Raw genomic sequence first — 13,141 nt, forward strand, 5'->3', positions numbered from 1 at the left:
ATGGAAAGTGCAGGCTTCGTTCCTTGACCTGGATCAAGCGATGGACACGAAGCCGTGGTGGTATTCCTGGCCGGCGATCTAAGGGTGTCGTTGAGGAAAAAACGCTGTTTGAGGAAAGAAGTAAGCCCCCGAGGTTCGTCGGGGGCTTACGGCGTTGACGCTCAGAGGAGCGTTTGGGACCTCTACCGGGTCGGTTGTGAGCCGGTATCCGGGTCGGTGTTTGGCCTGCCGTCGAGGCGAATATCGTCGGATGTGGCATCGCGTTCGGTTGGGTCCGCCTGGGCGATTGGATCGAAGTTCGGCTTGCCATCAAGACGAATATTGTCCGAGGTTGCATCGTACTCGCTCGGCTCGTCGCCGCGGTGCGCCTTCGCCCTCATGCGCAGGGCGAAGCCACCAAGGATTGCGGAGATGACAGAGCCGATGATGACGGCAACGCGGGCGTAGCCGGCGGCCGGATGGTCGGGTGCGAACGACAGCTGTGCGATAAGGAGGGAGACGGTAAAGCCGACACCCGTAATGAGGGATACTGCGCCAACATCGGGAAGATGAAGTCCCTTGCCGAGGCGCAGTCTGAAGATCTTGGTGAGAAGTGCAGTGCCGCCCCAGATCCCGAGGAACTTACCGATTGGAAGTGCAAGATAGACGGCGATCGCAACCGGATGGGTGAACATGTCGAGGACACCACCGGAGTCGACCACATTCACGCCAGCCGCGAAGAACGCGAAAATGGGGAGAACAATGCCGGACGAGGTGAAGTCGATCTTTTCACCAAAGTACTCGGTCAGTGGCTTCTTCTCCGAGCCCTTTGCGAGTGCGGGAGCCGAGAGGCCGAGAAGGACGCCAGCAATGGTGGCGTGGACGCCCGAGGCGTGCATCGTGCCCCAGGCGATAAGAGCCAACGGCCACAGCATCCACCAGTGGACGATCCGCTTGTTAACAAGAACCGCGAAGATCGCGATCGCCACAAAAGATACCGCCATCCACAAGAACGAGATCCCGCTCGTGAAGAAGACCGCGATGATGGTGATGCCAAGGAGATCGTCAACAACGGCAAGAGTAAGAAGGAAGGTGCGGGCTGCCGTGGGAAGCCCCTTACCGAACAGGCCAAGGACAGCGAGAGCGAAAGCAATATCGGTGGCGACGGGGATTGCCCATCCGTCATAAACGTCGCTTCCAGAAATGGTGATGACTGCGACGTAAACAAGGATCGGTCCGATCATGCCGCAGACTGCCGCGATTATGGGGACAAGAGCCTGCTTCATGTCCCGCAGGCTGCCGGTAATGAACTCGGTTTTTAGCTCGAGTCCAATGACAAAGAAGAAGATTGCGAGCAAACCGTCAGAAGCCCAGGCCGCGAGCGACAGGTCCAAGTGAAGCGCAGAGGGGCCCACCGTGGTGCTCGAGATCGTGGCATACGTTTCTCGCCACGGTGAGTTAGCCCAAATAAGAGCGATGACTGCGCCGAGCATAAGGACACTGCCGGCAAAGGTCTCGGAATGCAGCTTCTTCTTGTACCAGCTGATCGGATTGGTGGTGGCCACGTTACTTCTCCAAACGGTGCTCCGCGTTGATCGTGTATAGGCCTAACTTTACCCCTCAGCGGTCCCTACGATTCTGAGAATATCGTCATGGTTCGGCATAATAAGGACGAGGCCCCCGTAGCCCAATCGGCAGAGGCAGTCGACTTAAAATCGATTCAGTATGGGTTCGAGTCCCATCGGGGGTACAGAAAACTGCGCGGAACCGGCAAAGTCTTAGAAATGGCCACGTGTTGCCAAGAATTACAAAGCATTGCAGTTATGCGGGACCAAGGGCCGAGAAATGCGTGTTGTTGAGCCAGTCACACCGTGGCAACGGGTTGGCAACCATGGCTCTGAGCGGAGTGTGCCGGTGGGTGCCACCTCTGGGCCAGTCCCGGGTGCAGTGCGTCTTCTCCGGTCTTGGGATCGGTAAGTTCCACGGTCGTGCCATCCGGGTCTTGAACGGGGAACGACCAGTAGCCCACCCAGCTGGGCTCGTCGAAGAGGTGGGGGAAGCCGGCGGCGGTTACTCGTTCGACCGCCTTGAGGAACTGGTCGGGTGAAAGTGCGATCGATGAGGAGCGCATGCGCGCTGTCTCCTGCTCGAGCGGGACCGGGCCATGACCCCAGCCGGGCTGGAACGCCCACCCCGTCGCACAATGCGCTACGTGACCGCGTGCCGTCTCGCCATGCTTGTCATCGTGAAATTGGGGGCCTGCTTGCGAGAAGAGAACCTGGACTGAGTCATGAATAAAGGCGAAAGAATCTTCTTCATCCCACACTGCCTCCATGCCGATCAGATCAAGATAGAACGCACGGGAAGCCGTGATGTCATCGGTGAACTCGTACGCGAACCATGTGAGCATGATGTCCCCTCTGTTCGGATGGGGTGAACGCTACCAGGCAGGCCACGTCGGAGACAGTGATGCGGAGAAGCCAGCCCGGGCCAGTACTGTTGCGAGCAGCCATGCTCCTCCACAGAAGGGCAGGGCGGCCGGAGTTGAGGATCCACGTGACCGGCACCGTGTCTTCAGGGTCTGCCCCGGCGCCTACCGGGCGATAGCGGGAAGCCGTTCACTCTGCCTTACGGGCGCGCCCCTAATCGAGCAATGTTTCGCCAATGTAGCCACCTTCGGAGCATCCGGGTGGGATTGCGAAAACGGAGGAACCAACCGGCGTGGTCCAAAGGTTGAGCATGTCGAGCTCGTCGAGACGCTGCTGGATCGGGACGAACTGTTTGTCCACATCTGCTTGGAAGGCGGCAAAGACTTGCCCAGCGTTTGAAGCTGTGGCCGTATCCTGTTCTCCCTCATAGTTGTAGGCGCGGCGAAAAATGACCTCGTCGGGATTGTCGCTGCGGGCCCTGCGGACGTGGGCGTAGTCGGCGATGATGGGAAAACCGAACTCGTTCACGGCCTCGAAGTCCGGTTCGTCCAACTCCGCACCACCCGTGAGGGGAGCGCCCGTACCCATGGTGCGCCCGACCGACTGTTCCCTGCCGGGGCGATCTATCTCATCCCACCCCTCCAAATCCATGTCGATACGGCGGATAACAAGACCGGTTCCGCCCGTGAGCCAACCATCCTGCGACCACACCACCCGGTCAAACTCTTCGGTTCCCGGAGCTGGATTAACCGTGCCATCGAGCTGGCCAAATAAGTTCCTCATTGTGAGCCCAACCTTCTCGGAACCGTGGGCCCGCCGGAAACCCTTCTGCGTCCATCGCAGTGATGCGAAGGTGCGAACATCCTTGAGGAGCATCCTGGAAGCGTGCGAGACAGTCAGGGGATCGTCAGCGGCAACTTGGATGAGGAAATCACCATCGGACCACGAGGGCTGGAGCCGGTCGATTGTGAACTCGGGAAGAGGCTTTAGCCAGGGCGGGACGGCGCTCGGATCGGCTCGGCGTACAAACTCGGGTCCGAATCCGAAGGTGATGGTGAGCCGTGCCGGGACTTCGGCGAGTTCCGGTTCTGAGTCCGCGAGAGCGGCCCTGCCCTGAGTCAGCCGCGCACCATCATCGGTCAGTAACCTCATCATTCGCCGCAGACCTTCCCGGTCCACGTCATCGAGCAGGTCGAATCCGTAGAACGTGGCATGCGCCTGCGGTGCGGTGGCAATGCCGGCCTGGTGGGTACCGTAGAACGGTTCCGTCTGTTCCCCGTGCGTAGCGGGTTGAGTCGATGATGGGCTGGTGCTGACGGCACGATCAATGCCGATAGCTGCCGCGGCCCCAAGACCGGCTGCGCCACCCAACAGTAGCCCGCGCCGAGAGAGGTTCCTTGGCTGATCAGTCAGTTCGTTATTCTTCATTGCGAGTCGTGATAGGTCTCGTTTGCTCCCGTGTATTCCTTACCGATTGCCTCAAACTCGAAGGTGGAACCATCGTCGAGCGTGACGACGAATGTCACGGCATCTCCGGCAATAACGGGCTCGGTCAATCCGACAAGCATGAGGTGATGACCGCCGGGCTCAAGGACAAGCTCCTCTTCGGGCTCAATCGTGAAGCCGCCGGAAATCTCCTGCATGCTCATCGTGCCGTCAGTTCCCATCACCATCTCGTGCATCTCCACGGTCTCCGACTTGTCGGAAGTGACTGAGGTGATAACGATTGGTTCGCTCTGCGAATGGGAAATGATCCCAAAGGCACTCGTCATGTTCTCATCGCCGGCCTTCACCCAGGCATCGACAACCTCGATCTGATCGGTAGCGCCCGCCGATGCTTCGGTGTCTGCGTCGCCGTTGGAGCAGGAAGTAAGAGCGAATGCGGCAGTGAGAGCCGCGGCGAACCTCAGCGTTCTTGACATGGTTCAGTTAACTCCTTCTCGGGAAGTAGGAAAAGTACGAGGTTGGCCCACTGCCGGGCAACACTGTCTGCGGTGTCGTCGTGGCAATCTTCCTTCTCCTGGCTGAATTATATCGATATGCTGGGCGGACTCGAATCAGATATCTCGGAGTGAGGAAGGAAATACCCCCTCATCACGAGTCCGGTATCCCTATCTCGTAAGTGGAGCGGATGTTCGCCCCAAGTTAACGAACCTTGGGTTGACGAGCGGGATTGGTTTCCTCAGTTTCCTCACGAGTGCAACGCGATGCTGATGAGAGGCTGGATTGGGTAGTTCGCCCCTCAACGAAATGCTATGGACGTTCTGGGAATGACCAGGTGACTTGTATAGACTGCTGGCAGTGCCAACTTAGATCTTGGAGGAATTGCACATGAGCAATCCGATTATGTCGCGCAACCCGTACTTCACGGAGCAGCGCACCCCCGCCGGGTACCCGGCGATGCCGGGCTACCAGCCCGGCGGTGACCAGAACCAGCAGGGCTACGCCCCGCAGGCTGATCAGTCGTACGGCCAGTACAATCAGCAGTACGGCCAACAGCAGTACGCACAGCAGGGCTATGGTCAGCCGCAATACGACCAGCAGTACGAACAGACCGCCTTCGGCGGACAGGACGTCAACCGCGCCGCTAATGGCGAGCCGGCCCTGACCAACGAAGATGTCATGATGAAGGTCGGCATCCTCCTCGGTGTCACCGTCCTCACGGCTGTCCTTTCCTGGATGTTCTTCGTCCCCGCCGACATTAATGCCAGCGGTTACGGCCTCGCCATGGGCATCGCGGTCGGTTCGTCGCTCGCAGCATTTGCTCTCGGCATGGTCATGGCTTTCAAGCGTCAGCTTGGGCCGGGCCTCACCATTGGCTATGCGGCCCTCGAAGGCGTCTGCCTGGGAACGCTGACCGGTGTCATTGAACTCATGATTCCCGGAACTGCCATTCAGGCCGTTCTTGCCACTGCCGCCGTTGTTGCGGTCTGCTGGTTCCTGCACTCGACGGGCCTCGTCAGGACCACCGCCAAGGGCATGAAGATCGCCATCACGGTTGCGCTTGCTGGAATTGTCTTCTCGCTCGCCAACCTTGCCCTCTCCTGGACCGGCGTTGTCGACGCTCCCTGGGGTATGCGTTCCGCCGAAGTTATGGGTATCCCGCTGGGTGTCATCCTCGGCGTTGTCATGATTCTCGTCGCCTCGTACATGCTGATCAATGACTTCGAGGTCGCCCAGATCGCCGTTGCCAACCGTGCACCCCGCTCCTTCGCGTGGACCGCAGCCATCGGCATCGTTATGACGATCCTCTGGATCTACCTTGAGATCCTCCGCCTGATTGCCATCCTCAACCAGGACTAACACTGAGCCGCGTGATGCGGACACAGCAGTAAATGAGTGGGCCCCGGTTTCAAACCGGGGCCCACTCATCAGTAGTTACGAGAGCCTACCTTATAGCTACCTGTTGGCTGGCGTCAGCGGACTCAGCAAAGGTGCCTTGGCCTAGTGGTAGCCGGTGTCAGCAGGTTCGTTCTATTTGACGCCGACGATGTCGACAACGAAGACGAGCGTGTCGGTGCCGCCAATACCTGCCTGGGGGACGCCACGGGCGCCGTAGCCCTTCTCCGGCGGGATCGAGACGATAAGGCGGGAGCCAACGGTCTTACCGACCAGCGTCTCGTCCCAGCCCTTGATAACCATGCCAACGCCGATCGGGAAGTTCGTGGTATCGCCACGCTTGTAGGAGGAGTCGAATAGTCCGCCGTTCCAAACCTGCCCGTGGTAGTTGACCTCGATCTCGCGACCGGGGTTCACGACGGGGCCGGTGCCCTCTTCAAGAACCTTGACGTGGAGTCCAGCGGGAGCCTGCTCGGTCGGGAACTCGAGGACGGGCTCTTCGCCAAACGAGCCGGAGGCGGCGGGAAGTTCAACAGCCATGGGTAACCTTTCGATGGAAATGGATGAACGAAACAAGTCTGGCACACTTCACCAGACGGATCTGAGCGTGGCTAGTTGGCGTTACCTAGCGACGGGGCACGCTAAGCCTGTGCGGGCGTGGCAGTTGTAGCCGAACGGATTCTTGTCCAGGTACTGCTGGTGCTCATCCTCGGCCAGGAAGTACGTCTGGCCGGGCTTGTTGACCTCCGTGACAATCGTGTCCCGACCGGCCCCGTCGAGGACCTCCTGGTAGAGCTCACGAGTACGCAGAGCAGTCTCATACTGCTCGTCGGTCGAAGCGAAGATCGCGGAACGGTACTGGGTGCCGCGGTCATTACCCTGACGGTTCAGAGTCGTGGGGTCGTGGGATTCAAAGAATGCCTGGAGGATCTCGCCGTAGGAGATCTTGTTCGGATCAAACACGACTCGAACGGTCTCGGTGTGCCCGGTCATCCCGGTGCACACCTCCATGTACGTCGGGTTCTCCGTGAATCCACCCATGAAACCAACGGAGGTGGTGTAGGCGCCGAGCTCCCAGAAGATCTTCTCCGCACCCCAGTAGCAACCGAGTGCGAGGAAAGTCTCTTCCATGCCGTCTGGAACCGGCCCATCAATGGGGGTGCCAAGAACCGTGTGCGGCGCGGGATTGGGGAGTACAGGTACGCTACGCCCCGGCAGTGCGTTATCCGCCGTGATTGTTGGTGGCTGGCCAAATTGAAGAAAACCCATGCCTGAATTGTCCACCCTCCGAAGGGCAGACTCAAGGAATCTCGCCCACAATGGAATGGCGGGTGGGAGACAATCTCCACGGAGCAACGAGGAGTGCCTATTGTTGGTCATCGGACCCGAGTACGGATACGGCAAGATGATGAGGCTGGAATATGGGGCTAGTCTGACAAGACCAACGGTCAGCTAGTAGAGCTAGGTCCCGTAATTGCCACTATCAGATGAATCCGCTGAGAAGAATGGAATGGTCGGCATTACAATGAGACGCAGTGAACTGAGAGGGAGCAATGCCGCAATCAACCGGTGACGACAAGCGAACCATTAAGCAACGCGCCCTCGAGCGACGGAAGCGACTGTCACAGGGCCCCGTCCAGCGGACAGATACTGCTTTCCAGTCTCGTCAGGAGGTCCCGGAGGACCAAGAAGGCGGTAGCTCCGTGCCCTGGGCCCTCAAAGCTGCGGCCAGCTGGTCATGGCGGATCATCCTTGTTGCGCTTGCACTCGCGGTCATTGGCCGTGTTCTTACGTTCTTTAGCGTCATTCTCCTGGCGATCCTTATCGCGATCCTGCTCACGGTCCTCACGGAGCCAATCATGAGGTTCTGTAGGTCGAAGCTGCGTATGCCGAGAACATTGGCCGCAGTTGTTACTCTCATCTCGTTCCTTGTTATTGTTGGCACCCTCGTAGGCGGCGCAGGAGCATCGATCGCTTCGGGCTTCTCCGACCTGACCGACAAGGCCGCGGATGGCTTCAATGAACTGCTTGACTGGCTTGCCGAAAGCCCGCTCGGTCTCGACTCGACGGTGATCAACCAGTACGTCGATGAGATCCAGTCCCAGCTCTCCGAGAATGCCTCCGTTATCGCCGGCGGTGTCGTTAGCGCCACCGGATCGCTCGTCTCGTTCTTCACAGGCCTGATCCTTGCTCTCTTCACGATGTTCTTCTTCCTCAAAGACGGTCGCAAGATGTGGTTCTATGTCGTTCGTCTATTCCCTGCACGGGCACGCAATGACGTGAACGAGGCCGGTATTCGGGCCTGGTACACAATCGGTGCGTACACGAGAACCCAGATCCAGGTGGCCTTTATCGACGCCGTCGGTATTGCCGCCGTTGCCGCAATACTCGGTGTTCCGCTCTGGTTCCCCATCGGCGTTCTTGTCTTCGTCGGTTCGTTTATCCCGATCGTTGGTGCTTTTGTCACCGGTGCGATTGCTACACTCGTGGCCCTCGTCGATCAGGGCGTTGCGGATGCGATCCTTATGCTTCTCGGTGTTCTCCTGGTGCAGCAAATCGAAGGCAATGTCCTCCAGCCGTTCCTGCAGGGCAGCAAGCTTTCCCTCCACCCCGTCGTGGTCGTCGTCGCAGTCGCTGCCGGATCGTCCGTCGCAGGTATCTTCGGTGCTCTCTTTGCGGTGCCGATCGTTGCCGTCGTCAATGTCGTCATCAACTATCTTGTGGGCCGTGACATGTATCCCGAACTCAACTACGACCCGAACAGGCCGGGCGGACCGCCCGAAGCCCTCGACGAATATTTCGTTGCAAGCGACGCGAAGCTTGCGAAGAAGGCGCAGAAAGCTCAAGCCAGGAACCGGGAGCGAGTCGCTGCCGAAATGGGCAACGGCAATAACTCGGATGATTCGTCATCCCATGTCGGCGAGGAAACCGGCCCCGATCACGATGAGGTTGAACGCCAGAATGACGATGCTTAGGGGCGCCCCTTAAGCGGCTTAGCTAAGCCGCTTCGCCACCTCAAGAATCATCTACGTATCTCCGCCCGTGTTTGCCACGCGGGCGGAGACGTCTGTTGGGACTTGCGAGTTAATCGTGGTCGTGGGCCGCATTCCGGATCACGTGATAGGTGGGTTCCTCATAGGGGTGGCTTGCGTAAAGAGTTTCGAGGACGTGCTTTTGAATTTCGCGGGGGAAGCTGATTTCGACCCTGTTCTCGGGTACGTGCTCGAGCGCGCCAACAGAACCAATTGTCGGATTCGCAGAGTCGACCGGACGGAACTGGCCCATCCCACGAGACACGAACGCGCATTCCCGGTACTCGCCAACAACTCCGGCGCCAGTCTCAAACAGGTCTCTGAGAACCGACTTGGTGTCGTCAATCGGCACGTAGAAAACAAGAACATCCAACATGGAAACTTACCCTCCTTTTGCTCAGTGTGTCACGGACGGGGACTGCTGGGGAGGGAACCCCGCTGATTGTAGTCGGGCAGGATGCGTGACCACGTTATTCATACTTTCGAGGAAACTGAGTATTGTCCGGATACGAGAGTGCGGCGGCAACCGAAATGGTTACCGCCGCACTCAAGAAGTCAGATAGCTACCCGTTTTAGCGGAGTGCTTCGAGGCTGATGATCTTGACCGTCATGTCCTTGCCGTTGGGTGCCTGGTAGGTGCGTTCGTCGCCTACCGATGCTCCCATGATTGCTACGCCCAGGGGAGCGGCCTCTGGGAAGACATTGATGTCAAGGTCCGCAGCAGCCTGGCGGGAGCCGAGAAGGAACTTCTGTTCCTTACCGTTGATCTCGGCGGTTACCACAACACCGGGGCCAACCTTCGACGTGTCGACGTTGCCTTCGCCGACCTGGGCGTCGCGGAGGAGGATCGTCAGCTCAACGATCCGCCCCTCCATCTTTGACTGCTCCTCACGAGCGGCCTGATATCCGCCGTTCTCCCGGAGGTCCCCTTCCGAGCGTGCCGACTCGATCCGTTCCGCGACTTCCTCGCGACCGCGAGTCTCGAGGTCGCGAAGCTCCGCGGAGAGGCGATCAAAGCTTTCCTGCGACAGCCACGTGGTCTGCGTTTCAGCCATCTTGTCTCCTTGGTGCGATAAGAATATAAAAAATATGCCGCTCTCTGCGGCATGCCTAAAGGCACATGTTAGCAGGTGTAACCTGCAGACTCCTAGGGGACCCGGGAGCAGTATTCGATCGAGCCGGATGCTGCGCGCTCGGAGGTGGCCAGGGTAAGAGCCCGAGTTTCGGTATCCTTTTCCATTGTCCACGTCCATTCCTTGGCGCCGACTTCCGCGAAATCATCGTTGACTGCCGTTGCCGAGCATTCGAGTTCCACACCGGCTTCGCCGTGAACCGTGTACGTGATTAGAACCGCGGAGTTCGATTGAACTGTGTGTCCGGTGTTGTGTAACTCAATTGTGGGTCCGCGGCCAATGAACTGCATGGCGATGGCGACAGCGGCAATGACGACGGCAAAAGCAACGAGCAGGTAACCGATGATCTTGGCGGGACTGCGGTTAAGACCGTAGCGGTCTTTCATCTCATCAGGTAGGTCGGCCATCGTCACGGCTTACGCCTTTCGGGAAGTAATTAGTCTTGACATCGATTATCTCAGTACTATCGGACAAGAACATAATTCTTGGAGGGACTGAGGACCAGTGTCGTTTGAACCGAGGCTCATGGCCGTTCACGCCCACCCCGATGACGAATCGTCAAAGGGTGCCGCAACAATGGCCCATTACGCCACTCTTGGCAGGGTGCGTGTCGTGACCTGTACGGGTGGCGAGCGAGGCTCCATACTCAACCCCCGCCTTGTGGGCCGTGCCGATATCGAAGAGAACATGCACGAAGTGCGTGTCCAGGAAATGGCGAATGCTGCCGAAGCCCTTGGCGTCGAGCATCACTGGCTCGGCTTTATTGATTCGGGATTGCCCGAGGGTGACCCGCTTCCGCCGCTTCCCGAAGGTTCGTTTGCCACCGTTCCGATTGAGGAACCGATCGAGCGCCTTGTTGCCCAGATCCGGGAATTCCGCCCCCAGGTTCTTACCACGTACAACGAGCTCGGCGGATATCCGCACCCGGACCACATTCGTACACACGAGATCTCAATCGCTGCTGTCAAGGCCGCGGCCGATCCTGAGCAGTTCCCGGAAGCTGGGGAGCCCTGGACAGTGTCCAAGGTCTACTACGACGTGGGGTTCAACCCTGAGCGGTTCAAGACGTTGCACGAAACGCTTGAGAGTGCCGGAATTGAGTCGCCGTACCGGGGCTGGCTGGATCGCCGGGGCCGGGCCCCGATGAGACGAGTGGATGCTCGTATCGAGATCGCCAAATACTTCCCCCAGCGCGATAGGGCGCTCCTTGCTCACGCCACCCAGATTGATCCTGAGGGGATGTTCATGGCGGTGCCGCGCGACATTGAAGCTGAAGTGTGGCCCTGGGAAGAGTTCGAGCTCGCCCACTCTGAGGTGGGTATGCCAGACGGGATCGAAACCGATCTGTTTGCAAGGATCGAGGAGTAATGCGCATCGACAGGCTCATTGAGCCCGAACCAACCAGCCCGGCAGATATTCCTACCGAACCGTGGGAAGCAACCCCGGGAGTTGAAGGCTTCCTTCTCGGGTTCTTCTTCATCGGAACTTTCCTCGCGTTCCTCATGTGGGCAATGAACCGTTCCCTGCGCCGTATCAAGCACAATGCGCAGAACGAAGATCGATCGGCGGCTCGCAACACCGAGGATTCAGCGGTGAAGAATGCAGCGAATGGCAGTTCTGCTCCGGATGCGACCAAGGAGCAGGATTCTGACAGTGTCGCCTCGAGCCCGTCCGGGACTGGAAATGGCACTGAAAGCCCAACAGGTTAACTGCGCCGGACGGTAACGAAACTACGACTGGTAGAGGGTGGGGCGGAGCCGTTGAGCTCCGCCCCACCCTCTACTTGAACGAGCTTTAATCGAGTTGCAGATAAACCCGAGTCAGCTAGTTCTTGGCGCCTTTACCCTTCTTCTTTTTCGACTTCTTATCCTTCTTCGACTTTTTGGACTTCTTGTCTTTCTTGGACTTCTTGGACTTGTTGTCCTTGTCTTGATCCTTGGCGCCTTTGCCGACACCGGTGGATGCGGCAGCCATCGTGCGGACGTTACTGAGCGCCTCGTCTTCCTCGGATTCTTCCACCGTCGGTGCCCTATCGCCATCATCGACAGTGGCGAGCTCCGCGACCTTCTCCTTGGTCTTCAGGTAGTCGCCGTGATCATCTTCGGCATCCGCCACCTGTTCGGCAACGGCCTGCTCGAGCTCGTCAACGATGTCCGGGTCAACGGTTTCAAAGAGACGCCGCTTTTGAACATCGACGTGCCAGCGGGGCTTGGGCCACTGCGGATCAATGTCGATAAGGGCCTGCGTGAGAAGCTCCGTGACGGCGACGCGTGAGTACCATTTCTTGTCGGCCGGAACAACGTACCAGGGGGCGTAGTCGGTGGAGGTCAGGCGGAAAACGTCCTGGTAGGCCTCCTGATAGTCGTCCCACTCTGCGCGAGTATCAAGGTCGCCAGGATTGTGCTTCCACCTCTTGTCGGGACGTTCGATCCGCTCAAGTATCCGGCCAGCCTGCTCTTCCTTGGAGCACATGAGGGCAACCTTGATGATTGTTGTTCCAGAGTCGACAATTTTCTGCTCGAACCTGTTGATCTCGTCGTAACGCTTGCGCCACACTTCTTCCTCAACGAGCTCGTCGACACGAGCCACGAGAACATCCTCGTAGTGCGAACGGTCGAAGACACCGATTTTGCCGGGCTCGGGTAGTTCCCTTCGGACCCGCCACAGGTAATGGTGGGAGAGCTCTTCTTTGGTGGGTACTCCAAACGACGCCATGGCGACACCCTGCGGGTCAACCATGCCCATGACGTGGCGAACAATTCCGCCCTTCCCGGCGGTGTCGAGGCCCTGGATCACAAGAAGAACGGATTCTTTGGCGCCATGCTTGCCGGCCGCAAAGAGCCGCTCCTGGAGTTCGTTGAGCAGCTCCGCGCGCTCCTCCATGCGGTCCTTCCCATCATCCTTGTCGCCGTCGAACCCGGGCGTGCTTGACCGGTCAAGACCAGCAAGATCAAAGTTGGCACCCGCTCGCAGTGCCAGATGGGGTGCGGTTTCCCAAAGCTTCTTACTCATGTCATCCTCCGTGATGTGGGACATAATTAGGATTTTCCGAGTCTATCGGACGAGTAAGCGCAAGGGAGAGCTCGCGGCATGACAAGGAGCCACTGGCGTAGAGAACCGAGCAGTGTTCGGCGTTGAGACGTGGGGTGCTTGGTAGAGAAAAACCTGTCCCGCCGACAAGGAGCTAGCCGGCGGGACAGAGTATGTGGCAGCGCGTGCGCGCTGATTA

Annotated in this window: 14 protein-coding genes and 1 tRNA gene; 5 read left to right on the forward strand and 10 right to left on the reverse strand. The window is 58.6% G+C overall.

What is annotated here, in order from left to right:
• Positions 1–182: 182 nt before the first annotated feature.
• The gene (gene nhaA, locus EJ997_RS12270) at positions 183–1,544 is read right to left on the reverse strand and encodes a Na+/H+ antiporter NhaA (protein WP_228201512.1); all 1,362 of its coding nucleotides are present in this window, start codon (positions 1,542–1,544) and stop codon (positions 183–185) included.
• Between the two features lie 111 nt (positions 1,545–1,655).
• On the opposite strand from nhaA, the gene EJ997_RS12275 reads away from it, so the two are divergent.
• Positions 1,656–1,729, forward strand: a tRNA-Leu gene (locus EJ997_RS12275).
• 114 nt (positions 1,730–1,843) lie between these two features.
• Here the strand turns inward: EJ997_RS12275 and EJ997_RS12280 are convergent.
• The 3 genes from EJ997_RS12280 to EJ997_RS12290 form a co-directional block, all read right to left on the reverse strand.
• Positions 1,844–2,389, reverse strand: coding sequence for a VOC family protein (locus EJ997_RS12280; RefSeq protein ID WP_126704797.1), 546 nt, complete (start codon positions 2,387–2,389; stop codon positions 1,844–1,846).
• Positions 2,390–2,621: 232 nt separating this feature from the next.
• Complete coding sequence (locus EJ997_RS12285; RefSeq protein ID WP_126704798.1) at positions 2,622–3,836, reverse strand: Dyp-type peroxidase; 1,215 nt, start codon at positions 3,834–3,836, stop codon at positions 2,622–2,624.
• A complete protein-coding gene (locus EJ997_RS12290; RefSeq protein WP_126704799.1) occupies positions 3,833–4,330 on the reverse strand; it encodes a copper chaperone PCu(A)C in 498 nt (165 codons plus the stop codon). The genes EJ997_RS12285 and EJ997_RS12290 overlap by 4 nt, the downstream gene beginning before the upstream one ends.
• 409 nt (positions 4,331–4,739) lie before the next feature.
• On the opposite strand from EJ997_RS12290, the gene EJ997_RS12295 reads away from it, so the two are divergent.
• The gene (locus EJ997_RS12295; protein ID WP_126704800.1) at positions 4,740–5,711 is read left to right on the forward strand and encodes a Bax inhibitor-1/YccA family protein; all 972 of its coding nucleotides are present in this window, start codon (positions 4,740–4,742) and stop codon (positions 5,709–5,711) included.
• 171 nt (positions 5,712–5,882) lie between these two features.
• Here the strand turns inward: EJ997_RS12295 and EJ997_RS12300 are convergent, their stop codons facing one another.
• A complete protein-coding gene (locus EJ997_RS12300; RefSeq protein WP_126704801.1) occupies positions 5,883–6,287 on the reverse strand; it encodes an FKBP-type peptidyl-prolyl cis-trans isomerase in 405 nt (134 codons plus the stop codon).
• Positions 6,288–6,368: 81 nt separating this feature from the next.
• Positions 6,369–7,016 (reverse strand): peptide-methionine (S)-S-oxide reductase MsrA, encoded by a 648-nt coding sequence (gene msrA, locus EJ997_RS12305; protein WP_126704802.1) that lies wholly within the window; start codon positions 7,014–7,016, stop codon positions 6,369–6,371.
• 284 nt (positions 7,017–7,300) lie between these two features.
• On the opposite strand from msrA, the gene EJ997_RS12310 reads away from it, so the two are divergent.
• Complete coding sequence (locus EJ997_RS12310; protein WP_126704803.1) at positions 7,301–8,722, forward strand: AI-2E family transporter; 1,422 nt, start codon at positions 7,301–7,303, stop codon at positions 8,720–8,722.
• 109 nt (positions 8,723–8,831) lie between these two features.
• On the opposite strand, the gene EJ997_RS12315 is transcribed toward EJ997_RS12310, so the two are convergent.
• The 3 genes from EJ997_RS12315 to EJ997_RS12325 form a co-directional block, all read right to left on the reverse strand.
• Positions 8,832–9,155 carry a hypothetical protein gene (locus tag EJ997_RS12315; RefSeq protein WP_126704804.1) on the reverse strand — a complete coding sequence of 108 codons (324 nt, stop codon included), beginning with the start codon at positions 9,153–9,155 and terminating at the stop codon, positions 8,832–8,834.
• A gap of 196 nt (positions 9,156–9,351) precedes the next feature.
• Positions 9,352–9,834 carry a transcription elongation factor GreA gene (gene greA, locus EJ997_RS12320; protein WP_126704805.1) on the reverse strand — a complete coding sequence of 161 codons (483 nt, stop codon included), beginning with the start codon at positions 9,832–9,834 and terminating at the stop codon, positions 9,352–9,354.
• 92 nt (positions 9,835–9,926) lie between these two features.
• A complete protein-coding gene (locus EJ997_RS12325) occupies positions 9,927–10,319 on the reverse strand; it encodes a DUF4307 domain-containing protein (RefSeq protein WP_126704806.1) in 393 nt (130 codons plus the stop codon).
• Between the two features lie 97 nt (positions 10,320–10,416).
• Between EJ997_RS12325 and mca the strand changes: the two genes are divergently transcribed.
• Positions 10,417–11,280 (forward strand): mycothiol conjugate amidase Mca, encoded by an 864-nt coding sequence (mca, locus tag EJ997_RS12330; protein ID WP_126704807.1) that lies wholly within the window; start codon positions 10,417–10,419, stop codon positions 11,278–11,280.
• A complete protein-coding gene (locus EJ997_RS12335; protein WP_126704808.1) occupies positions 11,280–11,621 on the forward strand; it encodes a hypothetical protein in 342 nt (113 codons plus the stop codon). Before mca ends, EJ997_RS12335 begins: the two co-directional genes overlap by 1 nt.
• Before the next feature lie 115 nt (positions 11,622–11,736).
• On the opposite strand, the gene EJ997_RS12340 is transcribed toward EJ997_RS12335, so the two are convergent.
• On the reverse strand, positions 11,737–12,924 hold the full coding sequence (locus EJ997_RS12340) for a PPK2 family polyphosphate kinase (RefSeq protein ID WP_126704809.1): 1,188 nt from the start codon (positions 12,922–12,924) through the stop codon (positions 11,737–11,739).
• Positions 12,925–13,141: the final 217 nt, after the last annotated feature.

The sequence above is a fragment of the Flaviflexus ciconiae genome, from assembly GCF_003971195.1.
Lineage (GTDB): Bacteria > Actinomycetota > Actinomycetes > Actinomycetales > Actinomycetaceae > Flaviflexus > Flaviflexus ciconiae.

Bases quoted from the DNA above. Each gene is read 5' to 3' on its own strand.
- EJ997_RS12285 (WP_126704798.1), bottom strand. From the start codon at position 3,836: ATGAAGAATAACGAACTGACTGATCAGCCAAGGAACCTCTCTCGGCGC.
- EJ997_RS12300 (WP_126704801.1), bottom strand. From the start codon at position 6,287: ATGGCTGTTGAACTTCCCGCCGCCTCCGGCTCGTTTGGCGAAGAGCCC.
- EJ997_RS12280 (WP_126704797.1), bottom strand. From the start codon at position 2,389: ATGCTCACATGGTTCGCGTACGAGTTCACCGATGACATCACGGCTTCC.
- EJ997_RS12335 (WP_126704808.1), top strand. From the start codon at position 11,280: ATGCGCATCGACAGGCTCATTGAGCCCGAACCAACCAGCCCGGCAGAT.
- EJ997_RS12325 (WP_126704806.1), bottom strand. From the start codon at position 10,319: ATGGCCGACCTACCTGATGAGATGAAAGACCGCTACGGTCTTAACCGC.
- EJ997_RS12310 (WP_126704803.1), top strand. From the start codon at position 7,301: ATGCCGCAATCAACCGGTGACGACAAGCGAACCATTAAGCAACGCGCC.
- greA (WP_126704805.1), bottom strand. From the start codon at position 9,834: ATGGCTGAAACGCAGACCACGTGGCTGTCGCAGGAAAGCTTTGATCGC.
- msrA (WP_126704802.1), bottom strand. From the start codon at position 7,016: ATGGGTTTTCTTCAATTTGGCCAGCCACCAACAATCACGGCGGATAAC.
- EJ997_RS12315 (WP_126704804.1), bottom strand. From the start codon at position 9,155: ATGTTGGATGTTCTTGTTTTCTACGTGCCGATTGACGACACCAAGTCG.
- EJ997_RS12290 (WP_126704799.1), bottom strand. From the start codon at position 4,330: ATGTCAAGAACGCTGAGGTTCGCCGCGGCTCTCACTGCCGCATTCGCT.
- EJ997_RS12340 (WP_126704809.1), bottom strand. From the start codon at position 12,924: ATGAGTAAGAAGCTTTGGGAAACCGCACCCCATCTGGCACTGCGAGCG.
- EJ997_RS12295 (WP_126704800.1), top strand. From the start codon at position 4,740: ATGAGCAATCCGATTATGTCGCGCAACCCGTACTTCACGGAGCAGCGC.